The sequence below is a fragment of the Eleftheria terrae genome (assembly GCF_030419005.1).
Lineage (GTDB): Bacteria > Pseudomonadota > Gammaproteobacteria > Burkholderiales > Burkholderiaceae_C > Caldimonas > Caldimonas terrae.
Genome location: NZ_CP106951.1, coordinates 647,822 through 672,057, shown reverse-complemented (window position 1 = coordinate 672,057; position 24,236 = coordinate 647,822). Strand labels below are relative to the sequence as shown.

23 protein-coding genes and 1 riboswitch are annotated in these 24,236 nt (G+C 70.5%); of the genes, 16 read left to right on the top strand and 7 right to left on the bottom strand.

Annotated features, from left to right (window positions below; genetic code table 11):
* Nucleotides 1–6: 6 nt before the first annotated feature.
* The 8 genes from astA (at nucleotide 7) to N7L95_RS03180 (ending at nucleotide 8,294) form a co-directional block, all read left to right on the top strand.
* On the top strand, nucleotides 7–1,047 hold the full coding sequence (astA, locus tag N7L95_RS03215; RefSeq protein ID WP_301258375.1) for an arginine N-succinyltransferase: 1,041 nt from the start codon (nucleotides 7–9) through the stop codon (nucleotides 1,045–1,047).
* A complete protein-coding gene (astD, locus tag N7L95_RS03210; protein ID WP_301258374.1) occupies nucleotides 1,040–2,509 on the top strand; it encodes a succinylglutamate-semialdehyde dehydrogenase in 1,470 nt (489 codons plus the stop codon). Before astA ends, astD begins: the two co-directional genes overlap by 8 nt.
* Before the next feature lie 5 nt (nucleotides 2,510–2,514).
* Nucleotides 2,515–3,855: an N-succinylarginine dihydrolase gene (astB, locus tag N7L95_RS03205; protein WP_301258373.1), complete on the top strand. Its 1,341-nt coding sequence runs from the start codon at nucleotides 2,515–2,517 to the stop codon at nucleotides 3,853–3,855.
* Between the two features lie 40 nt (nucleotides 3,856–3,895).
* Nucleotides 3,896–4,663, top strand: a complete 768-nt coding sequence (locus N7L95_RS03200; RefSeq protein ID WP_301258372.1) for an ABC transporter substrate-binding protein — start codon at nucleotides 3,896–3,898, stop codon at nucleotides 4,661–4,663.
* Between the two features lie 16 nt (nucleotides 4,664–4,679).
* The gene (locus tag N7L95_RS03195; protein ID WP_301258371.1) at nucleotides 4,680–5,468 is read left to right on the top strand and encodes an amino acid ABC transporter permease; all 789 of its coding nucleotides are present in this window, start codon (nucleotides 4,680–4,682) and stop codon (nucleotides 5,466–5,468) included.
* Nucleotides 5,465–6,229, top strand: coding sequence for an amino acid ABC transporter ATP-binding protein (locus N7L95_RS03190; RefSeq protein WP_301258370.1), 765 nt, complete (start codon nucleotides 5,465–5,467; stop codon nucleotides 6,227–6,229). The genes N7L95_RS03195 and N7L95_RS03190 overlap by 4 nt, the downstream gene beginning before the upstream one ends.
* 108 nt (nucleotides 6,230–6,337) lie before the next feature.
* Nucleotides 6,338–7,294: a succinylglutamate desuccinylase gene (locus N7L95_RS03185; protein ID WP_301258369.1), complete on the top strand. Its 957-nt coding sequence runs from the start codon at nucleotides 6,338–6,340 to the stop codon at nucleotides 7,292–7,294.
* A gap of 37 nt (nucleotides 7,295–7,331) precedes the next feature.
* Nucleotides 7,332–8,294 (top strand): GlxA family transcriptional regulator, encoded by a 963-nt coding sequence (locus N7L95_RS03180; protein WP_301258368.1) that lies wholly within the window; start codon nucleotides 7,332–7,334, stop codon nucleotides 8,292–8,294.
* 178 nt (nucleotides 8,295–8,472) lie between these two features.
* On the opposite strand, the gene N7L95_RS03175 is transcribed toward N7L95_RS03180, so the two are convergent.
* Complete coding sequence (locus tag N7L95_RS03175) at nucleotides 8,473–9,957, bottom strand: diguanylate cyclase domain-containing protein (RefSeq protein ID WP_301258367.1); 1,485 nt, start codon at nucleotides 9,955–9,957, stop codon at nucleotides 8,473–8,475.
* Between the two features lie 308 nt (nucleotides 9,958–10,265).
* Here N7L95_RS03175 and N7L95_RS03170 point away from each other — a divergent pair, with 308 nt between their 5' ends.
* The 3 genes from N7L95_RS03170 to N7L95_RS03160 all read left to right on the top strand — a co-directional run bounded on the left by N7L95_RS03170 (nucleotide 10,266) and on the right by N7L95_RS03160 (nucleotide 13,200).
* The gene (locus N7L95_RS03170) at nucleotides 10,266–11,276 is read left to right on the top strand and encodes an endonuclease/exonuclease/phosphatase family protein (RefSeq protein WP_301258366.1); all 1,011 of its coding nucleotides are present in this window, start codon (nucleotides 10,266–10,268) and stop codon (nucleotides 11,274–11,276) included.
* Between the two features lie 446 nt (nucleotides 11,277–11,722).
* On the top strand, nucleotides 11,723–12,268 hold the full coding sequence (gene gloA / locus N7L95_RS03165; RefSeq protein ID WP_301258365.1) for a lactoylglutathione lyase: 546 nt from the start codon (nucleotides 11,723–11,725) through the stop codon (nucleotides 12,266–12,268).
* Between the two features lie 185 nt (nucleotides 12,269–12,453).
* A complete protein-coding gene (locus tag N7L95_RS03160) occupies nucleotides 12,454–13,200 on the top strand; it encodes a superoxide dismutase (RefSeq protein ID WP_301258364.1) in 747 nt (248 codons plus the stop codon).
* A 148-nt stretch (nucleotides 13,201–13,348) separates the two neighbouring features.
* Here the strand turns inward: N7L95_RS03160 and N7L95_RS03155 are convergent, their stop codons facing one another.
* The 3 genes from N7L95_RS03155 to N7L95_RS03145 form a co-directional block, all read right to left on the bottom strand.
* On the bottom strand, nucleotides 13,349–14,449 hold the full coding sequence (locus N7L95_RS03155) for a DNA glycosylase AlkZ-like family protein (protein ID WP_301258363.1): 1,101 nt from the start codon (nucleotides 14,447–14,449) through the stop codon (nucleotides 13,349–13,351).
* A gap of 63 nt (nucleotides 14,450–14,512) precedes the next feature.
* Nucleotides 14,513–15,004: a hypothetical protein gene (locus N7L95_RS03150; RefSeq protein WP_301258362.1), complete on the bottom strand. Its 492-nt coding sequence runs from the start codon at nucleotides 15,002–15,004 to the stop codon at nucleotides 14,513–14,515.
* Nucleotides 15,005–15,211: 207 nt separating this feature from the next.
* On the bottom strand, nucleotides 15,212–16,024 hold the full coding sequence (locus N7L95_RS03145) for a TIGR04325 family methyltransferase (protein ID WP_301258361.1): 813 nt from the start codon (nucleotides 16,022–16,024) through the stop codon (nucleotides 15,212–15,214).
* Nucleotides 16,025–16,700: 676 nt separating this feature from the next.
* Between N7L95_RS03145 and N7L95_RS03140 the strand changes: the two genes are divergently transcribed.
* Both N7L95_RS03140 and N7L95_RS03135 read left to right on the top strand, forming a co-directional pair.
* Complete coding sequence (locus N7L95_RS03140) at nucleotides 16,701–17,333, top strand: CDP-alcohol phosphatidyltransferase family protein (RefSeq protein ID WP_301258360.1); 633 nt, start codon at nucleotides 16,701–16,703, stop codon at nucleotides 17,331–17,333.
* A gap of 752 nt (nucleotides 17,334–18,085) precedes the next feature.
* Nucleotides 18,086–18,439, top strand: a complete 354-nt coding sequence (locus N7L95_RS03135; protein WP_301258359.1) for a hypothetical protein — start codon at nucleotides 18,086–18,088, stop codon at nucleotides 18,437–18,439.
* A 73-nt stretch (nucleotides 18,440–18,512) separates the two neighbouring features.
* Here N7L95_RS03135 and N7L95_RS03130 read toward each other — a convergent pair whose 3' ends face one another.
* Complete coding sequence (locus N7L95_RS03130; protein ID WP_301258358.1) at nucleotides 18,513–19,565, bottom strand: AraC family transcriptional regulator; 1,053 nt, start codon at nucleotides 19,563–19,565, stop codon at nucleotides 18,513–18,515.
* 257 nt (nucleotides 19,566–19,822) lie between these two features.
* Between N7L95_RS03130 and N7L95_RS03125 the strand changes: the two genes are divergently transcribed.
* From N7L95_RS03125 to N7L95_RS03115, 3 genes are all read left to right on the top strand, one after another.
* A complete protein-coding gene (locus tag N7L95_RS03125) occupies nucleotides 19,823–21,064 on the top strand; it encodes a styrene monooxygenase/indole monooxygenase family protein (protein ID WP_301258357.1) in 1,242 nt (413 codons plus the stop codon).
* A gap of 85 nt (nucleotides 21,065–21,149) precedes the next feature.
* On the top strand, nucleotides 21,150–21,695 hold the full coding sequence (locus N7L95_RS03120) for a hypothetical protein (protein ID WP_301258356.1): 546 nt from the start codon (nucleotides 21,150–21,152) through the stop codon (nucleotides 21,693–21,695).
* A 230-nt stretch (nucleotides 21,696–21,925) separates the two neighbouring features.
* Nucleotides 21,926–22,453, top strand: a complete 528-nt coding sequence (locus N7L95_RS03115) for an Mpo1 family 2-hydroxy fatty acid dioxygenase (RefSeq protein WP_301258355.1) — start codon at nucleotides 21,926–21,928, stop codon at nucleotides 22,451–22,453.
* 41 nt (nucleotides 22,454–22,494) lie between these two features.
* On the opposite strand, the gene N7L95_RS03110 is transcribed toward N7L95_RS03115, so the two are convergent.
* Together N7L95_RS03110 and N7L95_RS03105 are read right to left on the bottom strand one after the other, a co-directional pair.
* The gene (locus N7L95_RS03110; protein WP_301258354.1) at nucleotides 22,495–23,211 is read right to left on the bottom strand and encodes a Crp/Fnr family transcriptional regulator; all 717 of its coding nucleotides are present in this window, start codon (nucleotides 23,209–23,211) and stop codon (nucleotides 22,495–22,497) included.
* Between the two features lie 233 nt (nucleotides 23,212–23,444).
* The gene (locus N7L95_RS03105) at nucleotides 23,445–24,020 is read right to left on the bottom strand and encodes a TMEM165/GDT1 family protein (protein ID WP_301258353.1); all 576 of its coding nucleotides are present in this window, start codon (nucleotides 24,018–24,020) and stop codon (nucleotides 23,445–23,447) included.
* Nucleotides 24,021–24,223: riboswitch (yybP-ykoY riboswitch) on the bottom strand. It abuts the gene before it with no gap.
* Between the last annotated feature and the right edge of the window lie 13 nt (nucleotides 24,224–24,236).

Genomic DNA, 24,236 nt, shown 5'->3' with positions numbered 1-24,236 from the left:
TTCCCGATGATCGTGTTCCGATCCATCCGCAGCGGCGACCTTGACGCGCTGCTGTCGCTGGCCCGCCAGGTGGGTGCCGGCATGACCACGCTGAAGCCCGACCGCACCATGCTCGGCCGGCGCATCGAGCGGGCCGTGGCCTCCTTCGCCGGCCAGCTGCCGGCCGCCGAGTGCGACTATGTCTTCGTGCTGGAGGACACCTGCTCCGGCGAGGTGATCGGCGTCAGCGCGCTGAAGGCGGCGGTCGGGCTGGACGAGGCCTTCTACAACTTCCGGGTCGGCCGCCTGGTGCATGCCAGCCGCGAGCTGGGCGTGCATGCGACCAAGCAGACGCTGTTCCTCTCGAACGACTTCACCGGCAGCGCCGAGCTGTGCACCCTGTTCCTGGCGCCAGCGCACCGCAGCAGCCAGTGCGGCCGACTGTTGTCGAAGGGCCGGCTGCTGTTCGCGGCCGGTTTCCTCGACCTGTTCCCCGAGTTGCTGATCGCCGAAATGCGCGGCTGGCAGCGCGAGGACGGTTCCTCGCCGTTCTGGGAAAGCCTGGGGCGGCACTTCTTCCGGATGGACTTCGCCGAGGCCGACGACATCAGCAGCCTGGGCCCCAAGTCCTTCATCGCGGAGCTGATGCCGCGCTACCCGGTCTACACCGACTTCCTCACCGACGCCGCGCGCGAGGTGATCGGCGTGGTGCACCGCGACACCGCGCCCGCGCGCCGGCTGCTGGAGCAGGAAGGCCTGCTGTACGAGGGCTTCGTCGACATCTTCGACGCCGGCCCGGTGCTGCAAGGCCACATCAAGCAGCTGCGCATCACCCGCGAAAGCGTGCTGGCGATCGCCCGCAGGGGCGGGCCCGCCCCGCGCAGCGGCGGTGCCCCGGTGCTGGTGAGCAACACCGTGCGCGGTGACTTCCGCGTCATCGTCAGCAGTGGCCAGCCGGCCTACGGCCGCTTCGACCTCGGCGAGGCCGAGCTGGCCGCCCTCGAACTGGCCGACGGCGACCCCGTGCGCGTGGTCGCACTCAATGCAGGAGACAAGCTTCATGTATAGCCACTGGATACAAGGCGAGCCGCAGGCCGGCGGCGGCCGGCCCCTGGCTTCGATCTGCCCCGCCACCGACGAGGCGGTGTGGCGCGGCTTCGAGGCCGGCAGCGCCGAGGTGGCGGCCGCCTGCGAGGCAGCCCGGCGCGCCTTCGCCGGCTGGTCGCGCCGCCCGGTGGACGAGCGCATCGCGGTGCTGCAGCGCTACAAGACCGAGCTGAACCAGGCCGCCGAGACGCTGGCCGTGCAGATCGCACGCGCCGTCGGCAAGCCGCTGTGGGAGGCACGCACCGAGGTCACCACCATGGTCAACAAGGTGGACATCTCCATCCAGGCCTGGCGCGAGCGCACCGGCGAGCGCCGCACCGAAGGTGCCGACGGCGCCAGCCTGCTGAGCCACCGGCCGCACGGCGTGATGGCGGTGCTCGGGCCCTACAACTTCCCCGGCCACCTGCCCAACGGCCACATCGTGCCGGCCCTGCTGGCCGGCAACACGGTGGTCTTCAAGCCCAGCGAGTACGCCCCCGGGGTGGGGCTGCTGATGGCCGAGTGCTGGCACCGCGCCGGCCTGCCGGCGGGCGTGCTCAACGTGGTCAACGGCGGCCGCGAGACGGGCGCCGCGCTGACCGCGCATGCCGAGGTCGACGGCGTGCTGTTCACCGGCAGCTTCCAGGGCGGAGCGGCCATCTCGCGCCAGTTTGCCGGGCAGCCGCAGAAGCTGCTGGCACTCGAGATGGGCGGCAACAACCCGCTGGTGGCCTGGGACGTGGCGGACACCGAGGCGGCGGTGCACCACATCGTGATGTCGGCCTGGGTCAGCGCCGGCCAGCGCTGCACCTGCGCGCGCCGGCTCATCGTGCCCGACGACGCCCGCGGCGAGCGCCTGGTGGCCCGGCTGGTGGAGGTGGCGCAGGCCATCGCGGTCGGGCCCTGGAACGCGCAGCCGCAGCCCTTCATGGGGCCGGTGGTGTCGACCCGCGTCGCGGCCGACCTGCTGGTGCGCCAGCAGGCGCTTGTCGAGCTGGGTGCACGCGTGCTGCTGGAGATGCGTGCGGCGCAGCCGGGCTCGGCCCTGCTGTCGCCTGGCGTGCTTGACGTGAGCGGCCTGCAGGGCCTGCCGGACGAGGAGATCTTTGGCCCGTTGCTGCAGGTGCAGCGGGTGGCCGACTTCGATGCGGCGCTGGCCGCCGCCAACCACACCAGCTACGGCCTGGCGGCCGGCCTGCTGAGCGACGACGAGGCGCTGTGGCAGCGCTTCTGGACCGAGGTGCGGGCCGGCGTCGTCAACTGGAACAAGCCCACCACCGGGGCGGCCAGCTCGGCGCCCTTCGGCGGCGTGGGCCGCTCCGGCAACCACCGGCCGAGCGCCTACTACGCGGCGGACTACTGCGCCTGGCCGGTGGCCGGCATGACGGCGCCGCGCGCCAGCCTGCCGGCCAAGCCGGCGCCGGGCCTGCCCTTCAAGGTGTGAACAGCATGAGCGCCAGAGAGTACAACTTCGACGGGCTGGTCGGCCCGACCCACAACTACGCCGGGCTGTCGTCGGGCAACGTCGCCTCCATGCGCAACAGCCACGCGGTGTCCAACCCGCGCCAGGCGGCGCTGCAGGGGCTGGACAAGATGCTGGCCCTCAGCCAGCGGGGCATTCCGCAGGGCGTGCTGCCGCCGCTGGCGCGGCCCAACCTGGCGCTGCTGCGCCAGCTGGGCTTCGAGGGCGAGGACGCGGCGGTGGTGGCCCGTGCGGCACGCGAGGAGCCACGCCTGCTGGCCGCGGCCTACTCCGCCTCGGCCATGTGGACGGCCAATGCCGCCACCGTCAGCCCCTCGGCCGATACGGCCGACCAGCGGGTGCACTTCACGCCGGCCAACCTGAATGCCAAGCTGCACCGCTCGCAGGAACATGCGGACACCACCCGCAGCCTGCGTGCCATCTTCGCCGACGCCACGCGCTTCATGGTGCACGAGGCGTTGCCGGCCGGCGGCGCGTTCGGCGACGAGGGTGCGGCCAACCACACCCGCTTTGCCGCCGGGCACGGCGTGCCGGGCGTGGAGCTGTTCGTTTACGGCCGGGCCGAATTCAACGCCGAGGTGACACCGCCGCGGGTGCATGTGGCGCGCCAGACCCTCGAGGCCAGCCGCGCGGTGGCCCGCCTGCACGGGCTGAACGAATCGCGGGTGGTCTACCTGCAGCAGAACCCGGCCGCCATCGACGCAGGCGTGTTCCACAACGACGTCATTGCGGTCGGCAACCTCGACACCTTGCTCTACCACGAGGACGCCTTCGTCGACGAGGCCGCCTCCATGGACCGGCTCGCCGGCGCCTGCGAGCAAGCCGGCGTCGCGCTGCGGCGGGTGCGCATCGAGCGGGCCCGCATGAGCGTGGACGATGCGGTGGCCTCCTACCTCTTCAACAGCCAGCTGCTGGCCCGCGAGGATGGCCGCATGCTGCTGGTGGTGCCGCAGGAATGCCGCGAGCACGAGCGCGTCAGCCGGGTGCTCGACGAGCTGGTGGCGGGCGGCGGCCCGATCGCCGAAGTGCTGAGCTTCGATCTGCGCCAGAGCATGCGCAACGGCGGTGGCCCCGCCTGCCTGCGCCTGCGCGTGGTGCTCACCGACGAGGAGCGCGACGCCCTGCAGGGCCAGGTGCTGATGACGCCGGAGCTGCATGCCCGCCTGGGCGCCTGGGTACGCACCCATTACCGCGACCGGCTGGCCCCCGAGGACCTGGCCGATCCGCAGCTCATCGGCGAGGTGCGCACCGCGCTGGCCGAGCTGCGCGGGATCCTGCAGCTGCCCGGCCTCTACCCGCAGCTCTGAGCCTTCCATTTCTTCGACAACAAGCGACAAGGAGACAAGCATGAACAAGGTGTGGAGCGGCGTGCTCGCCGGTGTCCTGGGGCTCGGCCTGGCCGCCGTGGCACAGGCCCGGGGCTTCGAGGACATCAAGAAGCAGGGCCGCATCGTGATTGCGTCCGAAGGGCAGTACGCCCCCTTCAACCACTTCGAGAACAACAAGCTCAGCGGCTTCGAGATCGAGCTGGCCGAGCTGGTGGCCAAGAAGATGGGCCTGTCGGTGGAGTGGAAGGCGCTCGGCTTCGACGCCTTGCTGGCGGGCCTGAACCAGGGCCGCTGGGACCTGGTGATCGCCTCGCACGGCGTCACCGAGGAGCGCTCGCGCGCCGTCACCTTCACCGAGCCGCACTATTGCTCGGGCGGCATCGTGGTGTCGAAGAACCCGGCGGTGCGCACCGCCCAGGACCTGGCCGGCAAGGCGGTCGCGGTGCAGACCGGCTCGTCCTACATGCAGAACCTGCTGAAGCTGCCCGGACTGAAGGAGGTGAAGAACTTCCCGCAGGACACCGACGCCCGCACCGCCATGCTGTCGGGCCGGCTCGACGCCTGGGTGACCGACCGCTTTGTCGCCAAGGCCGCGGCCAAGGCCCAGCCGAAGGCCGGCATGCAGGTGGGCGAGCTGATCTTCGTGGAGCGCATCGCCGCCGCCGTGGCCAAGGGCAATGCCGGCCTGGCCGAGGCCTACAACAAGGCGCTGAAAGAGAGCTTCGCCGACGGCAGCTATGCGGCGCTGTCGAATCGCTACTTCGGCGAAGACGTGCGGTGCAAGTGAGCGCAGGAGGGCAGCCATGACCGCCTTGTCCCTGCAGTGGCCCGCCGCCTGGAGCCGCCAGCAACGCAGCACCGCCACCATCGTGGTGGCGGCTGGCGTGCTGGTGCTGCTGCTGTGGCTGATGTCCATCCCGCTGGCCTGGGCGCCGGAGCCCATTGGCGAAAACGCCCGTGCCTTCGCCGAGGGCACCCGCGTGACGGTGCAGCTCACCCTGGTGGCCGGCGTGGCCGGCATCGCCATCGGCGTGCTGGCCGCGCTCGGCAAGCTCTCGCGCATCGCGCCGCTGCGCTGGCTGGCCTCGCTCTACATCTGGGTGGTGCGCGGCACGCCGCTGCTGGTGCAGGTGCTGTTCGTGTTCTTTGCGCTGCCGGTGATGGTGCCGGGCCTGCAGCTGTCGGACTTCGCCTCGGCCTGCGTCGCGCTGGCCTTCAACGTCGGTGCCTACAACGCCGAGGCCATCCGCTCCGGCATGCTGGCCGTGCCGCGCGGGCAGGGCGAGGCGGCCCGTTCGCTGGGGCTGTCGCCCTGGCACACCTTCATCGACGTGAGCTTTCCGCAGGCCTTCAAGGTGGCGCTGGCGCCGCTGGTCAACAACTCGGTGGCCCTGTTGAAGGACTCGTCGTTGGCCTACGCCATCGGCGTGGTCGAGCTCACCAACGTCGGCAACCGCATCCAGGCCTCCAGCTTCCAGCCGGTGCCCACGCTGGTGACGGTGGCCGTGCTCTACCTCGCATTGACGACCGTGATGACGCAAATCTCCAGTGCCATCGAGCGCCACTTCGACGTGGAGGGCCGGCAGCCATGACACACCCCACCCAGGCCACGCCGGCCACCCAGGCCCTGATCCGGGTGGAAGGCCTCAGCAAGCGCTTCGGGCCGGTGCCGGTGCTCAAGGACGTCACGACGCACTTCAACGCCGGCGAGGTCGCGGTGATCGTCGGCGCCTCCGGCTCCGGCAAGTCCACGCTGCTGCGCATGCTGAACCGGCTGGAGAAGCACGACGGCGGCCGCATCCTGCTCGACGGCATGGAGTTGGGCGACAGCCCGCGGCAGCTGGAGGCGCTGCGCCGCCAGGTCGGCATGGTGTTCCAGCAGTTCAACCTGTTCCCGCACAAGACCGTGCTCGACAACGTGACGCTCGCGCCGCGCCGCCTGCGCAAGCTGGGCCGGGCGGCGGCCAACGAGCAGGCCCTGGAGCTGCTGCAGCGAGTGGGCATGCGCGAGCATGCGCACAAGTACCCGTTCCAGCTCTCCGGCGGCCAGCAGCAGCGGGTGGCCATCGCCCGGGCGCTGGCGATGCAGCCGCGGGTGATGCTGTTCGACGAGCCAACCTCGGCGCTCGACCCCGAGATGGTCAAGGAAGTGCTGGACGTGATGAAGCAGCTGGCCACCTCGGGCATGACGATGATCGTCGTCACGCACGAGATGGGCTTCGCCCGCGAGGTCGGCGACCGCATCCTGTTCTTCGACCAGGGCCGCATCGTGCAGGATGCACCGCCGGCGCAGTTCTTTGGCGCCCAGGAGCATCCGCGCATCCGTGCCTTCCTCGGGCAGGTGGCGCACTGAGCGCCTCCGCCGGCACGCCGGGCCCGCGCCTGCTGGGAGAATCCGGCGTGCTGCCGTTTTGCAACCCTTTCGATCCGCGCCCGCCGCAAGGCCGGGCGCCACGCCACGATGGCTCTGCTTGATTTTGCCGGCGCTGCTGCCGGCTTCACCGCCGCCGGCTGGCAGGGCGAGGCCTGGGCCCCCGAGGTCTGGCACTTTGCACCGCTTGGCCGCGTTGCCCGCTGGCGCCTGCTGTTGTCGGTCGGCGTGCACGGCGACGAGACCGCGCCGATCGAGATGATGGCCGGCCTGCTGCCGCGCTGGGCCGCCTCGGCCGGCCAGCTGCAGTGCGAGCTGCTGGTGTGCATCGGCAATCCGCCGGCGGTGAACGCCGGGCGGCGCTACCTGGAGGTCGACCTGAACCGGCTGTTCTCGGCCCGTGCCAGCGGCGAAGGCGCCGAGCCGGCCCGTGCCGCGGTGCTGCGCGAGGCGGCGGCGCGTTTCCTGCAAGGCGGCCGCCCCGCCTTGCACCTGGACTTGCACACCACCATCCGGCCCTCGCTGCGGCCCACCTTCGCGGTGCTGCCGCTCAACGGGCCCGAGGCCGTGCGTGGCCCGCTGCTGGCCTGGCTGGCGTCGGCCGGGCTCGATGCGGCACTGTCCAATCCGCTGCCCAGCGGCACCTTCAGCGCCTGGAGCGCCGGCCTGGGCGCGGCGGGCTGCACCGTGGAGCTGGGCCGGGTGGGGCGCTTCGGCGAGAACCGCCTGGAGCTGCTGCAGCGCTTCGAGCAGGCGCTTGACCTGCTGGTGCGGCGTGCTGCGCCAGGCCCGGTGGGCCGCGGCGAGATGGCCCACTACCGCGTCAGCCGCGAACTGGTGCGCGCCAGCGAGGGCTTCCAGCTGCTGCTGTCGCCCGAAGCGCCCAACTTCCACCGCTTCTCCGCCGGCGAGGCCATCGCCGAAGAGGGCGGGCAGGTGGTGCGGGCGCTGTCCGACGACGAATGCATCGTCTTCCCCAACCCCAAGGTGGCGCTGGGCCAGCGGGCCGGCCTGCTGGTGGCGCCCGACGGCGTCGTCAGCGCATGACGGGCCCGGCCGCGGCCCGGCCTGGCAGGCTGGACGCATGAGCGAGATCGAGCCGGCCCCCGGCGAGGAACGCCCGCTGCCCGGCCCCTGGCTGGCGCTGGCGCAAGAGGGCGTGCGCCCGTCCTGCGGCCTGCTGCACTGGCAGCCGCTGCCGCCGGTGGAGCTTGCCATGGCGGGCGCGGTGCTGGCCGCCGCCGCCGGGCAGGGCGCCGCGGACCTGGCCCCCGCCTGGCTCGGCCCCGCCGCCATCACACCGGACACCGCCCCGGCGCTCCTGTTCCTGGCCGAGCCGCCCCCCGACGCCCCGGCCGCCGAAACCCTCAAGCGCCTGGCGGGGCAGGCGGCCCTGGTCTTCCTGCTCGGGCCCGCCGTGCGCTGGTTCGCCGCCAGCCGCTGGGCGCGCGGGCGCCGCGTGGCACTGCACTGGGCCGACCTGGCGGGCCACGAGCAGTTGCCGGAGCAGGTCATCGCCTCGCCGGCCATCATCGAAGTCAGCGAGAAATGGACCACCTGCTGCGGTGGCGCCGCCGTGCACGACCTGCTGTTGCTGCTGGTGGAAGCCCTGTGCGGCGCCAAGCTGCGCCAGGCGGTGCAGGACGAGTTGTGCCTGGAGCGGGTGCGTGAGCCAGCCACCCGGCAGCGCCAGTCGCTGCCGGGCAGCATGGGGCAGCTGGTGCCCAAGCTGGCCGAGGCGGTGGCCCTGATGGAGGCCAACATCGAAGAGCCGCTGCAGTCGGAGGAGCTGGCCGAGCTGGTCGGCATGTCGCGCCGGCAGCTGGAGCGGCTGTTCAAGCAGCACCTGGACAGCGTGCCTTCGCGCTATTACCTGGAGCTGCGCCTGGGCAAGGCCCGGCGCCTGCTGCGCGAGACGCGGCATTCGCTGCTGCAGATCGCCCTGATGTGCGGCTTTTCCTCCGGCTCGCACTTCTCGACCAGCTACAGCGCCGTCTTCGGCGTCACCCCGCGCGACGAGCGGCAGAAGATGCTGCGCGGCGGCTGAGCGCGCTGCGCCGCCGCTGGCCGAGCGTCGGCCGGGACGGCGCACCTCCCGGTCGAAGCCGGCGGCAGGCAGAGCGGGCGATCCCAACGAAAGCGGACCAGGGTGCCGGCCGCGTCCTGCAGGCCGGCATCGCGGTGCATGGCGGCTGGCCGCCGGGCAGGGCCCGCCGCGCGGGTCCTCAGGCCGCCGGTGCGGCGAGGCACCAGCCGTCGCGGCCGGCCTTCTTGGCGGCATACAGCGCAGCATCGGCGCGAGCCATCAGCGCGGCTTCGCTGGCGTCCTGCCCGTCGAACACCGCCAGCCCCAGGCTGGTGGTGACAGCCACCGGGCCGCCCGGCACCTCGATGGGCTGGGCACACACCGCCTTCACGATCTTGTCGGCGATGCGGTCGGCCTCGCTGGCATCGGCCAGGCCGTCGAGCACCACGACGAATTCGTCGCCACCGAGCCGCGCCACCATGTCGCTGCGGCGCACGCCGGCATGCACCCGTGCCGCAAAGCCCTGCAGCACCGCATCGCCCACCGCATGGCCACGCAGGTCGTTGATGGACTTGAAATGATCCACATCGAGGAACATCAAGGCCATCGGTGCCCCGGTCTCGACCGCGCGGGCCATGCTCTCGCGCAGGCGCTCGTGGAAGCTGCGGCGGTTCGGCAAGCCGGTGAGGGCGTCGAGCATCGCCAGCCGGTTCAGCTGCTGCTGCGACTCCTTGAGCGCGGTGACGTCGGTGGACAGCGTGTAGACGCCGATCACGCTGCCGTCGTCGGCCAGGTGCGGCACATAGGTGGCATGCAAGTGCAGCAGGCCCCGGCGCGAGCGGGCGGTGTGCTCCAGCTCCACCCGCTCGCCGCGGGCGGCGCGCGCCAGCGCGTCACCCACCTGGGCCATCAGCTGGGGCCCGAGCGCCTGCGCCACCGGCACGCCGAGGACGGCCGAGGCTGGCGTGCCGAACCACTGCTTGAAGGTGTCGTTGCAGAAGCGCACCCGCAGTTCATGGTCAAGGTAGGAAATCAGCATCGGCAGGTTGCCGGTGATGGTGCGCAGCCGTTCCTCGCTTTGCTGGTGCAGCAGCTCCGCGCGCTTGCGCTGCGTGACATCCGAGACCATCACGAAAAAGCCGCCGACCTGCCCGCTGGCATCGATGTCGGGGATGTACTCCACCTGCGCATAACGATCCTGGCCGTGCCGCTGTGCGCAGTGCTCGAAACTGACGGCCTGGCCTGCCAGCGCCTGGCGCACCATGGGCTGCAGCCGGCCGTACTCGGTGTCACCGAAGACCTCGCGCATCGACCGGCCGATCAGGGCCTGCGGGTCCCAGCCATAGACCCGGGCGACCCGCGCATTGACGAACACCGCCCGCTCGTGCCGGTCGATATGGGCGATCTGGGCCGGCACCGCGTCGGCCACCGCCTGCAGGTCGCGCACCCGCTCGCGGCACAGCCGCAGCTCCTGCTGCAGGCGGGCCTGCAGCGCGCCGGCCTGACGCCGGGCGCGCCGGCCCTCCAGCGCGAGTCCGGCCAGCGTGGCGGCCGCCGCGGCCGGCAGGCACCAGCCGAGTCCGCCGGAGAGCGGTCCGCCGGCCAGCCACAAGGCAGCCGGCAGCATGGCGCCACAGGTCAGTGCGGCCAGCCACCAGACGGGAAGTCGGTTCGAAGCAGACATGCGCCTTGCGAGGGGAGGAGGGTCGTGGCAGGGCCGCCGAAGTCCGGACCGGCCCTGCTGGGATATCGGCCGACCGGCGGCGGGGTTGAGGGCGGCGCGCCGGGGCACCGCACCGACGGCGAACCGGGCACCGGGACACGGGTCGTTTCAATCTACTTCAGCGTTTCAATAGTTAGGGATTGACCCTAGGCACGGGCCCCCGTCAAATGCGCCGCATTCGACAGCTGTCGCCCAAGGCCCCCGGCATGGGCGCGCGCTGCCTGCCGTGAGGCGCCCGCGTGCCGGGACGCGATTCCCTGGAGCTCGACTTGCAGATTCTTTTTTGGAACGTTCAGACAAAAAACGTCCTCAGCCGTGAACACGGCGCAGCCGGCCAAAGCATCGCCGCCCAGGCGGCCGCTCTGAACTGCGACATCGTCATCTTTTGTGAGGTGACCAATGAGTCGATGGCCTTGTGCGAGATCGAGGAGCTCAAGCGCAACGTCCTGATCGACCACTATGCGCCGGATTTCAGCCCGCGCGCCCAGCTGACCGGGCAAATGCAGACCGACTACGACAACGGTGTCGCCCTGCTGCAGGCCAACACCACGAGAACGCGGCGCGGCGTCAACTTCACTGCACGCGCCGACCAGCTGGCCCGCAGTGCCACCAGCATGGCCAGCATCGGCGACGCGATCGTAGCCACCGGCCACTACAACCCGGTTGCCGGCATGAACGCCGCACAGCAGCAGTTGTCTGAGCACCTCGTGCCGCTGGTCGCCAAGTACCCGTACTGCCATGCGCGCGACGTTGCGCAGAACCATCGCAACTACCTGATCTACTCCCGCATGCCGCTGCAGTGCACCTTCCACCAGGTGACTGTGGCCAGCGCCCAGCGCGAGATCGTGGAGATCGAGGTCGGCGGCTCGGTGATCTACGCGGTGCATGCACCGGCCTTTGCCAGCGGCGGCCGGGACACCGTGCAGCAGCTCGCGAACCTCATCGTGCAGCAGACCGGCCAGGGCCGGCAGGCCGTCGCCATCGGCGACATGAACTGCGACTGCGAGGAGCTCCAGGCCTACCTGGCGCAGCACAACACGCCGATGGCGCTCGGCACCACCGTGAGCATCGTGCCGCCCCCGGCCTTGCCGGCCGGCCAGACCACCGAGTTCAGGAGCAGCCTGCTGCGCGGGCGCACCCTGAACAAGCGCTTGCCGCCGACGCAACGCAGTGGCGGCACGCTCGACTACGCGCTGGTGCCGGCCGGCACGCAGGCGTCCCTGCAGATCGCGGTGGGCATCGATGAGTCCGACCATGCCGCGGTGATGCTGGAGGTCTGACCGGCCCCCGGTGGAAGCCGCGGGCGGCACCGCCCAAGCCGCCACGGGCGACCGCCGCCTGCGGGCCGGCCCCGCGGCTTGCCTGGCCTGCCGCTTCCTGAGCAAGAGCTGAACAGGCCCCCCCGCGGCAGCAGGCGTCATCCGATGGTGAGAAACTAGCGGCGCTGAATGCACAAGGCCCTGTGCTGGCGCCCTCTGGCGGACCTGGCACGGCGGCCTTCCACCGCCCGTCGCCACCCTCTTTGCCGGCCATGGCCGAGCCGGGCCGTTGCACGCGCCCTGCTGGGCGAACGCGGCATGAGCCGCTGTGGTGATTCGAGCGCTTCACCACCGCCGATGCGCGGCCTTGCCGGGACGGCGGCCGGGCTTCCGCGGTGGAGCCTCGACGTCGGTGCAAGGTGGCATCAGCCCTGCGTATCCACCGAGCTCGCACAAGGAGTCCGTTCATGAGCTTCTCCACCGAAACCCAGCCCGGCGTCTGTGCCGAACCGCCCGAGGCGACCCGCGGTTTCGTGTTCAATCACACCATGCTGCGCGTCAAGGACCCTGCCGTGGCGCTCGACTTCTACACCCGGGTGCTGGGCCTGCGCCTGCTGCGCCGGCTGGATTTCCCCGAGATGACGTTCTCGCTGTATTTCCTCGCCCGCCCGGAAGACACAACGGCCGCGCCCGAAGACAGCTCGGCCCGCACCGCCTGGACCTTCTCGCAGCGCGGCGTGCTGGAGCTCACGCACAACTGGGGCACCGAGGCCGACGCCGACTTCAAGTACCACGACGGCAACGCGCAGCCGCAAGGCTTCGGTCACATCTGCTTCTCGGTGCCCGACCTCGATGCCGCGGTGCGCTGGTTCGACGACAACCAGGTGGCCTACGTCAAGCGACCGGAGCAGGGCAAGATGAAGGACGTGGCCTTCATCAAGGACCCCGACGGGTACTGGATCGAGATCGTCGAGGCCGGCCGACTGGCGCGCCTGGGCCAGCCCACCGCCTAGCGCGGGGCCGGCGCCTCGGCCCGGCGCGCATGCCGCCGGGCACAGCCAACAGGGACTGTGTAGTTTGCGAGGCGGTGGAGCGGCACACATCGGGAAGAATCGGACGGGCCCGACCCTGCCTGCACGGGGGCGGTGCATCGTCCCGCCGCCATCCGATTCCCCGCCCCACCCAAAGGCTACACACCATGCAAGACATTGACACCGATCGCCGGCGCTTGCTCGCCCTCGGCGCTGCCAGCCTGAGCCTGCCGCTCGGCGAGCACGTCTGCGCCGCCCCCGCCCCGGCCGCCCCGGCCGCTTCCGCGGGCAATGCGCCGGCGGTCCGCCTGCGGCCGCTGCCCTGGGAGCGCGCTGCGCTGGAACCGGTGATCTCGGCCCGCACCATCGGTTTCCACTACGACAAGCACCACCGCGCCTATGCCGAGAATCTGGCCAAGGCGATCCGCGGCACCGCCTACGAAGGGCAGCCGCTGGAGAAGATCGTGCGGGCCAGCGCCAACCAGCCCAGCGAGCGTGCCATCTACAACAACGCCGCGCAGGACTGGAACCACAGCTTCTTCTGGCACAGCCTCAGTCCCCGGGGCGGCGGCAAGCCGCCCCGCGAGGTGCTCAAGCCGCTGGAGGATTCCTTCGGTTCCTTCGATGCCTTCGGGGGGCAGTTCGTGAAGGCGGCCACCGGCCTGTTCGGTTCGGGCTGGCTGTGGCTGGTACAAAACGCGGGTTCCGGCCGGCTGGAGCTCCTCCAGGCGCCGAATGCCGACAGCCCCATCGCGCTCGGCGATGCACAGCCGCTGGCGGTGCTCGACGTCTGGGAGCATGCCTACTACCTCGACTACCAGAACCGGCGCCCCGCCTATGCCGAGGCGGTGTTCGACCGGCTGCTGAACTGGTCGTTCATCGCCACCAACCTGGCACAGACCCGCCGTGCCTGAGCGCTCTGCAGGGCTGGCCGCGGTGCCACACCTGGCCCCGGCTGCCGGCCGTCGGCAGATGGCCGCCAAGCAGCGTGCTGGCCTCGCCGGATCCCCGGCCGCCTTGGTGCGTCCGGTGGGCCACCGGCTCGGCGCGGCGGACGGCCGGTCAGCCGGCTGCGCCGAGAAAGCCGCGCACGCGCTCGAGTTCCGCTTCCAGTGCCCGGCCAAAGGCCGGATCGCGTGGCGCCTCGCCAGCGATGTAGCCCAGCGAAGTCGCCAGCCGGCCGTCCGGTTGCAAGGACAGATTGCCCCAGCCGATGACATGCTCGCGCCAGAGCAGGGGCAGGGCGTAGTACCCGAGCCGGCGCCGGGCCGCCGGCGTGTAGGCTTCGAAGCGATAGGTCCAGCCCCACAGCCGCTCGAAGCGGTTGCGGTCCCAGACCACCGGGTCGAACGGCGCCAGCAGCCGCACCTCGTCATCCGGCTGGTAGCGCGACGACCCCGGCTTCTCGTCCGCCGGCCAGTACCAGGCCACACCGTCGATCTCGGTGCTGGACAGCCGCTCCCGTGCCAGGCGCAGGGCCGCGCGCACCGGCGCTGCCAGGTGCGGCGCCCCGTAATCCAGCATCAGCACGGCGGTGGACAGGCTGCGCACCGGCAGCGGTGCATAGGTGCGCACCACCAGGTCCACGAGTGCCGCCGCCCGCTCGGCCTGGGCGGCGGGACTGTCGTCCGCCACCGGATGCTCGATCGCTTCGTAGACGCGGATGCCCTTGTCCCGCCGCGCCACTCGCAGCAGGCCGCGGTAATGCATGCCGTCGAGCAGGTGAGTGGTGGCGGCGCTGGTGCCGCCCCAGTAGTTGGTGATGCGGCCATGCGCAAAGCGGGCCTCGACCTCGCGCGGATGGACCCGGCGCCGCTCCCGCACGAAGGCGAGCACCTCGGCCGCACGGCGGTGCGTGTCTTCATCCCAGGGACGCCTGGCCACCCGCGGGTGCATCAGCCCCAGGTGCTCACGCGGCAGGAAGCCATAGTTGACGAAGCAATCTTCCTCGAGGGCCAGCCGCGGATAGCGCCGCTCCAGGTCGCCCACCCGGTAGCCCGTGACGCGGTGCCGCAGGATCAGGTCCTGCGCGCGGGCTGGCGCCCGGATCGGGTCGGCCTGAACGAACCCCAGCCGGCCGACCGCGCGCAGCAGCGTCGTGGGGGTGAAGAGGGTGCGGGTGACGGCATATCGTCGCAGGGTGTCGAGGGTGATAGCGGGCATCGACGAATGATGTCGCGATTTCGAAATCCGTGCAGCGCCGTACAGGCTGCACGCGAGGTCGATTCAGGGCAGCCGGTGCCGGCGCTCTGCCCAGCGACGGAGGGCCAGCGCATGCATCGCCTGCTCTTCCTGGTAGGCATGCACCCGGCCCCGGTGCCTGAGGCGCAACCGGGCCAGCGCATCTTCCAGGCGCTGCAGGCGCGCCGCCATGCCACCCACCTCGGCCGCCGCCTCGATCTCCTCGCGTTGCGCCTGGCAGTACTTGGCCATGAGTTCGTGGCGCAGTTCGCGCAGCTGGTCCTGCCAGGCGGCGAGTTGGGCGCGCGGCTCGGTCCAGGCGGGATGCTCCAGGCCGAGGCCGCCACGCTCGGCCGCCTCGCGCCAGCGTTGCTCCCACAACTGTGTGACGGCCAGCACTTCGCGGCTTTCCGCCTCCAGGCCGGCGATGGCCATCTCCATGTTCTTCAGCCGGGTGCGGCGACCGCGCAAGTGCGCCTGCGCCACCTCAAGCCGGTGGCGCTGCTTCTGCATGACCGCAGCCAAGCCTTCTCTCATGCTCCTGCCCCTTGTGCGCGTGACGACGCGCGCCCCTGGCTCGCACGGCGCACTGTGGCACCGGCACCTCGACCGGTGAGCCGCGGAACCTACGGTCCCAGCAGGTCACCGGCAACGTGCCGGACTGTATGACCGCAACAAGAAGGCGTGCGTAGAAATTGCAAAGGGATGTAGAAAGGTGAGCGTCGGCTCGCGCGCCAGCCCCGCTCAGGCGCGCAGATCGAAGCAGTAGCCCGAGTAGTGATCCACGTCATATCCCTCATGGAAGGGAATGCGCATGGTCTTGCCGGTGTTCTCCCATTCATCGCGCTTCTCGTAGCCGCAGCCGATCACGCCGTCGAGGAAATCATCGCGCGACTGCACCCGATAAGGGCAGAAGGCCGTGCCGATGCTGTTGAGGGTGTAGAAGGACCGCGAAGGATGGATGGGCGTGAGGTTGACGACCAGTCGGCGAGGGCGCACCGGCAGGCCGGTGATCAACTCCGCCAGCGTCAGCGGCAGGTACTGCAGGCTGCCGGAGGCATAGAGCACGTCGAAACCGCTGGCATGGCTGTACTCGTCGGTGAAGTGCAGGCAACGTTCGCCGTCGCGCTCCCTGGCCAGCTCCCGGCCTCGGGTGACGACGGCCGGCACGTCACACACCATCCACTTCAACTCGGGCGGGTAGGCGATGGCACGGCGGAAGGCGTAGTACTTGATGCCCACATGTCCGCCGAGATCGAAGACCGAGCGCATGCCGCCGGCCAGCGAGTTGGCAAGCCAGAACAGTGCGGCATAGTCGGTGGGATAGATGCGGCTGAGGTAGGCCAGGTTGGCCGAATCCGCATTGTCATAGCCCAGTGGGCGGCTGGGCGGAGCGCTGGCCACCGCGTCCGCGGCGCTGTCGAACACACCATGGAAGAGGTTGGCCTCGACATTGTTCGAGAAGCGCCGCCAGTAGGCCCGCTCGGCTGCCGAGCGCAAGCCGGGCGCCATCGCGAGGCGCTCGATCGCCTGGTGCATCGTGTCGGTCCATGTCATCTCTTGTTCCTCCTTGCGGGTTCCCCCGCCACGGCCCCATCCCGCCGCGTGCGACACGGCCGCGCGGCGGGCGCGCCGGCAGTGATACGGATTTGCGCTGGCACTGTGCGATGCCCCAAAGGGTAGAACAACTGCAGGATAGAACAGTTGCAAACCTCTTTGCTTCATGCAAAGGAAGTGATTCCACACTAAGAACGGCTCCGCGGGGTCCCCGATGGGCAACAATCTGTCAACTCGCGAGCCAGCCGGTCCCGGCGGATGGCGAAGATGCAAGCCGCGGTACTTGGCCCGCAGTTGCTTGCCGCCGGTGCTTCTTGCGCAGCGCGGACCGGCACGCGACGCAGAGGGCGCCCCAGCCGACGAGGAAGGGCCGCCAGGGTTTCGAATCACCGCCGTGTCGCTTCCCACGGCAGGGCGAGGGCCAGGGCCGGCGGGGCCGCCGATGTACGCAAGCACCGGGCGCTGACTGCCCTGGTCGAGCCGAGCGCACCTGCGAAGCGCTGCCGGCGCCCGGGTCGGCGGTTGTCGCTGCCAGCTGCGGCTGTCGGGCCTCGGCATGCCGTGCCAGGCGTCGCGCGCGGACCGGCTACCATCCCATGCGACACGAGGCGGTGCGTGGGCCGGCGCAAGGACCGGTCCTTGCACTTCAGCGGTTGCCTACCAAGGGATATGACGAATGAATCGCACTGACCAGCCCGTCAAGCACTTCTCGATGCTTCGCGGCTTCCACCTGGCCGACTTCTTCACGCTGGCCAATGCAGCGTGTGGCATGGGCAGCATCTTCCTGGCGATGGCCTACATGGCCAGCGGCTCGCTGCAGCAGTTCTACCTGGCGCTGGCCCTCGGGCCCTTGGCGCTGGTCTTCGACGTGCTCGACGGCCGCATTGCGCGCTGGCGCCAGGCGCACTCGGCGCTCGGACGCGAGCTCGACTCGCTGGCGGACGTGGTGTCCTTCGGTGTCGGTCCCGCGACGCTCGGCTTCGCGGCCGGGATGCAAGGCGGCTGGGATGTGCTGGTCCTGGTCTACTTCGTCTGCTGTGGCGTCAGCCGGCTGGCGCGCTTCAACGTCACGGCCGAGAGCCTGTCCGCCGGCAGCGACAAGGTGGCGTATTTCGAGGGCACGCCCATTCCGACCAGCCTGCTGCTGACCCTGGTCCTGGCCATTGCCGCGTCGCAGGCAGCGCTGGGCGACGGCCTGTGGGGAGGTGTGCTGGCGCTGGGCCCCTGGGAGCTGCATCCGCTGGTGCTGATGTTCGCCTTGTCCGGAACGGCCATGATCAGCAAGACCTTGCGCATTCCCAAGCTCTGAGTCACGAGCCGGCCCCGCCATCGGGCCGGATCTCGCAAGATCGATGCAGCGGCGTGCAGCGCCCGCTTCAGCAGGCGCTGCACGCCGCTCGCTCGGCCGCGCTGGCACAGTACCGCTGCGGGCAACCGGCCGCGGCGCCGCATGCCGCGCGCAGCGGCGCTCATGGCGCCGGCAGACGCAATGGGCTGGACGGCTCGCGATGCTGCTGCTGCGGACGGACGGCTTCGGCGCGCGAGCCGTCGTCCTTGTCCACCCGCTTTGCCCTGTGCTGCAAGGCCTTCCCGGAGGCGCCTTCTCCACGTCGCTCCGCCCGAGGCTGGTGATCACCCTGGTGCAGCACGTGCCGCTCGCACACCCCCGGGGTGCGTTGTTGACAACCCGCGGGGCCCTCACTACTGTCGGCCACGAGTCGGGAAGGCCGCCGTCCATGGCAGTGAGCCGGCATGGCTGCTCGCAGGTCGACGTCCTTGCGCGTGCTGCGGTCCGGCTCCGGGGTCGCGGCAGACGGCGGCATGGGGCGTGCGTAGGCCGACGCAGTGCAGGCGCGAAGGCTTCGGAGTGAGCCACAGCCGCAGCACCTCGCGCGGGCCTGCTCACGGAGCACAACGGCAGGCCGGCCCTGCCCAGGAACAACATGGCCTCAGCGAGGCAGCCGCTCGCCGCGGCTGCCCACCGTATCGCCGGCGCCCCCAGCGTGCAGGACGGGGTCGCATGGCGGACTGGGGCTGCACCATTCAGCTTGGGAGATCGACATGCATGCACTTCTTTGGCCGGCGAGCCTGCCGATGGCCGACATCATTGCCGTCGACGCCGGCGACGAGATCAGGAGCCTGGTCGAGGAATGCCGCTACCACACCGGCTTGCCCGGGCGGCAGTTCGTGATCACCGGGGCCGAGCGCCTGGCCTACTGGGTGGTGGCCCACGCCAGCGGTTTCGAGGTGACCCGGCTCGATGAGCAGGGCCGCGCGATGGGCACCGCCTATGTCAGCGCCCGTGCCTTCGATGCCCATGTGCTGGCGCAGGCCCAGCAATGCGGCTGCCTGTACACCATCCCCTTGCCCGACACGCTGGGCGACACCGCCGACAGCTCCGAGTCGCGCTGGTGACGGCAGCCGGCGGCTCTTCAGGCGCCATGAGCCGGCCGGGGCGCCACCGCGGGCGAGACCGGCTGCACCGCCTTCAGGTGTAGCGCCCGGCGGCCAAGGTCTGCCGCGGCAGCTCGCCATAGGCCTGGCGGTACTCCTGGCCAAAGCGGCCCAGGTGGTAGAAGCCCCAGCGCATGGCGATGTCGCCGATGCGCCTGCCCGGTGGCGCACGCAGCAGTTCATCGCGCACCCGCTGCAGGCGCAGTTCACGCAGCATCCGCATGGGACTGACGCCGCGGTAGCGCTGGAAGCCGAGGAAGAGGCTGCGCACGCTGACGCCGGCCAGCTGCGCCAGCCCCTCCGGCGTCAGCGGCTCATGGCAATGGGCCACCAGGTAGTCCTCCACCAGGCGCACGCAACGAGGGGCGACCGGCGGGCTGCTGGCGGCCAGGCAGTCGCTCGCCGAATGCGGCTGGCTGCTCAACAGGATGGCGAGCAGGCGGTGCTGCAGTTGCGCGGCCGACAGGCCGGCTGGCGCCGCCTCAGCGGCAGGGCCGGCCTCGTCCGGCGCGGCGTGCATCCAGTCGGCCACCTCGATCATCGAGTGAAGCACCTCCCGCAGGGCGGGGTGCTGGTCGAGGTGGAGGCGGGGGTCGAAGGTGGGCGGGGGCCCGAGCGGCCGGCCGCACCAGCTGTCGACGAAGCGCTGCACCGCCTGGGCCTCGATGCGCACGATGAGCTGCTCGTTGCCGGCGCCCCAGTGCATGCTCAGGTCGGGCTCTGGCGACAGCAGGCTCGCGCAGCCGGTGTCCGACAGGAAGGCCTCGCCGCCTGCCTCGATCACCGCGCTGCCGCGCAGCGGCATCTGGATCAGGTAGAAGTCGTCCAGCGGGCCGGGGAGGATGTCGACCGCCGCGTGATAGCGCAGCAGGCAGATGCCACAGCCCGCGGCCCTGAGCGTCTCCATCGACGCGATGAGGTCCGCACGGCCGCCCTTGGGCTCCAGCCGGTGCGGCCGGAAGACACGGCTGACCAGGTCCTGGGCGCAGTCCCGGTCCCGGGAGGTGAGCAGCGTCTGCCGATGCGATGTTCGCAACCAGGCGTCATTCAGCGCTGTGGCGGTGAAGCCTGCAGTGGGGCTCTTCATCCAGCCTCCCAGTGACCCATGTTCTCTGGCAAGGGTGGGAATATAGAGACAGCGTGCCAGCGTCGCCATCCCTCCAGGAACCGCCTGACAGGATATTTGCACTATTCGGATAAACGCTGCGCAAGATGGATAGACGGCGCCTTGCCATTCACGGAAGCTGCTGACTCCACGTCCGCCCGCATCGCGGACGGCGGCGCCTCCTGCCTGATGGCCGCTGCCCTGGCACCTTGCCCTTGTCACTTCACCTCGGAGGAAGCATGTCTCGACGCATCGCCATCGTAGGTGCAGGGCAGTCCGGTCTGCCGCTGGCCATCAGCCTGCTGAGGCGGGGCCACCAGGTGACCCTGCTGTCCAACCGCTCTGCCGAGCAGATCCGCCAGGGTCCGGTGATGTCCAGCCAATGCATGTTCGCCAGCGCCGTCGGCATCGAGCGGGCGCACGACCTGGACCTGTGGACCGGGCGCTGCCCGCCGGTGGAAGGCATCGGCCTCAGCGTGCCGCATCCCGCCAGCCCCGGCCAGAAGCTGATCGACTTCGCGGCACGGCTCGAACAGCCGGCGTTCTCGGTGGACCAGCGGCTGAAGATGCCGGTGTGGATGGAGCGCTTCGAGCAGGAAGGCGGTCGCCTGGTCATTGGCGAGGTCGGCATCGACGAACTGGAAGACCTGGCAGGCTCACACGAGCTGACGGTGGTGGCCAGTGGCAAGGGCAGGGTGGGGCAGTTGTTCGAGCGGGACGCACAACGCAGCCCCTATGCGAGCCCGCAGCGCGCGCTGGCGTTGACCTATGTCCATGGCATGCAGCCCCGCACCCCGTTCTCGCGGGTGTGCTTCAACCTGATCCCGGGGGTCGGCGAGTACTTCGTGTTCCCGGCACTGACCCTGAGCGGCGCCTGCGAGATCATGGTGTTCGAAGGCCTGCCTGGCGGTCCGATGGACTGCTGGGCCGAGGTGAAGTCGCCCCAGGAGCACCTGGCTCGCAGCCTGCACCTCCTCGATACCTTCCTGCCCTGGGAAGCGCAGCGCTGCCGCGAGGTCCAGCTCACGGACGAGCAGGGGACCTTGGCCGGCCAGGTCACTCCCACGGTGCGCCAGCCGGTTGGCCGCCTGCCTTCCGGCCGGCTGGTCCTCGCGATGGGCGATGCGGTGGTGTTGAACGATCCCATCACCGGGCAGGGCTCCAACAGTGCCACCCGGTGTTTCCAGTTCTACCTCGATGCCATCGTGGAGCGCGAGACCGACGAGTTCGACGCCCGCTGGATGCAGGACACCTTCGACCGCTACTGGAGCCATGCCCAGCACGTGGTCCGGTGGACCAACCGCTTGCTGGCCCCGCCGGAAGACCATGTGCTCGCACTCCTGACGGCGGCGCAGGACAGACCCACCATCGCCAGCGAGATCGTGAACAACTTCGACGACCCCCGCCGGTATTTCCCCTGGTGGTTCGATGCGGCGGAGGGCCACCGCTTCATCGGCGAGCACATGGCCATGGCGGCCTGACAGGCAGGTCGCCACAGCGAGGCGGGATGGCGGCGCCTGCAGCCGGCGCCGCCGCCGCCTCATGAATTCGAGAGGGATGGACATCATGCACAGCTCCTATCTGACCGCGCTGCAGCTGAACAACCTGCACAACCTCAGCAGCCTGTGGGAAGCCTGCCGCAGGTACGAGACCCAGGCCGCGCAGGTCTTCGGCGTTCCCTCGGATGCGGTGCCGGCCTATGCCGCGCTGTCGCCGGAGGAGGTGATGGGGCTTGCCTTGCAGCTGGATGTCTCTGTGGTCGTGCCGCGCCTGAGCGCGGCCGAGCTGGCGGCCTTTCCGCCCTGCATGGTGGTGGGCTTGAGCATGTTCGACCGGTCGTCGGTGCAGAACCTGAACGTGCTGAACCTGCAGGCGCTGCGAGATGCCTGCCGGCAGAGCCAGGGAGAGGCGGCCTGGGCGTACCACATCGACGCCGCCGAGGCGCAGGCCTATGCCGCACTGAGCGACGACATGCTGCTGGCCGCCTCCACCCGGCTCGAGGTGTTCGCCTTCGCACCCCGCTACGGTCGCCAGGAACTGGCGACGCTCAGTGGTGAGCCGGCGGCGCTGGCCGGCCTGTTTTCGGCCGTCTTCGAGCAGGCGGTGCACTGACGCTGGCTGCGCCGCGGCAAGTCCTTGCGATCCCCCGGCGCACTGCTGCCGCGGCATGTCCGCCGCGGCGCACCAGGCAGCCCGGCGCACCGCGGCCAGCCGGCCGGTTGCGTGGAAGCACTGCGCCCGGCCCACCTGGGGTAGACCATGAGCCGGGGTGTCGGATAGCAGACACAGGCCGGATCGCAGCCGGGCCATCATGAGCAGGCATCAGCCACCCGGAGCCTGCCATGAGCCACGCCGTCGCCCCCCTGGTCCACTACGCTGCCTACCATCGCGATCGCCGCAACATCGCCACTCATTTCGTCGGCGTCCCCATGATCGTGCTCGCGGTGACGGCCTGGCTGGCCCGTGTGCAATGGCCCGCGCTGGGCCCGCTGGGGTCGCTGGCCACGGTGGCGAGCGCTGTGGTGGTGCTCTACTACCTGGCGCTCGACCGCCGCCTTGGCCTCGCCATGGCGGTGTTCAACGGCCTGGCCTGGATGGGCGGCACCTGGCTGGCGGCCCAGCCGTGGGCCAGCTGGCTGGGTGGCAGTGTGGCGCTGTTCGTGGTCGGCTGGGCCTTCCAGTTCCTGGGCCACCTGCTGGAAGGGCGCAAGCCGGCCTTCGTGGATGACTTGCGCGGGCTGCTGATCGGCCCGCTGTTCATCGTCGCGGAAGTGCTTTTCGCGCTTGGCCTGTGCCGCGACCTGCACAGCGCCATCGAGCGCCACGCCGGTGCGCCGCGGCCGGCCTCCGTGCACCGCAGCGCCGCCTGACGAGACCGCGCGGTGTCTGGCTGCAGCCGCTTCCCGGCGGCTCACTGCAGGCCGCGCAAGCCGGCCAGGTCGAGCACCTCGATGCCGCCGCGCACCACCCGGAGCAGGCCGCGCTTCTCGAAGTCCTTCAGGATCTGGTTGGTGGTCTGACGTGTCAGCGACAGCAGGCTCGATAGCTGTTGCTGCGACAGCCGCAGCCGGGAGTCGATCGACTGCGCCTGCGCTTCCTGGCCTTCCGCGATGCGTACCAGCCGGCGTGCCAGGCGCTGCGGCGCCGGCAGCAGCGCCATGTCCTCCAGCGCCAGAAAGGCCTGCCTGAGCTTGTGGCTCACCAGCACGCCCAGTTCGCGCCAGTGATCGGGCCTCGCCTCCAGCCATTCCAGCAGCGGCGCCTGCGGCACCTGCAGCAGCACGCTGGGAACGTGTGCCACTGCGTCGTGGGTGCGCGGCTGCCGGTCGAACAAGGCAATCTCACCGAACCACAGCGGTGGCTCGAGGATGGTGAGCAAGGCTTCCTTGCCGAGCTCGGGCTGACCGCCCGCGCCCGAGATGCACACCGCCCCGTGCAGCACCGCGTACAGGCCGCAGGGCGGGTCGCCGCGCAGGAACAAGCGCTCGCCAGCGGCCAGTTGGCGCAAGCGGCCGCGCTCCAGCAAGGCGTCCTGCAGTGCGCCAGGCAGGCCGGCGAACCAGCGGCCTTGCAGGAGCACCGCGCGTCGTGCGGCAGGGGCTTCGAAAGTGGCAAGGGCGGGCGGCATTCCTCTTCATCCGGGGCGGCGCAGACCCCCATCATCGCGAGCCGCAGCGCTTCGCTCCAGCGGGAAAAGCCGGAGCAGCGGCAGGCGCCGCCGAGGCGGCCGCGCCAGGCAGGCAGCGCGGTGGGCGCCTTGCCGGCCTGGCTTCGGCATGCCTGCCTGCGGCAGCGCCGGCAGGCGTCGCCCGGCGGCGAGCGGCTGTCGCTGGCACCGGCGGGACCGGTGGCCGCAGCGGCTCAGAAGCCGAGCTGTGCGCCGGCCCCCAGCAGGGTGGCCACGCCCAGGGCCGCGAAGATCAGCGCCGCCACGGCGTGCACCGCCCGCACCGGAAGCCGGTGAGCCAGGCGGTCGCCGAGGTAGACCGCCGGCACATTGGCCAGCATCATGCCCAGGGTGGTGCCGGCCACCACCGCAGCAGTGGCTTGGTACTGGGCCGACAGTGCGATGGTGGCGATCTGGGTCTTGTCGCCCATCTCGGCCAGGAAGAAGGCGACGAAAGTGGTGCCGAACACGCCATGGCGCGCCAGCCTGGCATCGGCCTCGTCGAACTGGTCGGGCACCAGGGTCCACAAGGCCATGGCGATGAAGGACAGGCCCAAGACCCAGCGCAAGGTGCCGGGGCCGATCATGGAGGTGATCCAGGCGCCCAGCGCGCCGGCCGCCGCATGGTTGAGCAGGGTGGCGGCCAGGATGCCCAGCACGATGGGAAGGGGTCGGCGGAACTTGGCGGCCAGGATGAAGGCCAGCAACTGGGTCTTGTCGCCGATCTCTGCGAGCGCGACCACGCCGGTGGAAACGAGAAAAGCCTGCATGAACAATCCGGGGCCGGCAATGCACGATTGACCACACCGCTCCCCCGGCCCTGGCAGGAGCTGTGCAGTCAAAGGTCTCGCGAAGTCCGGAGGTTCACCAGTGAATGAATCCGTGCCACTGGCGCCATGCCCGCATGCAGGCAAGTCTGTTGACGCCAGTCCCCCTCAGTGAAGGAGGGAAGCTACTCCCCAATGACGGCCGCCAGTGTAGCCGAA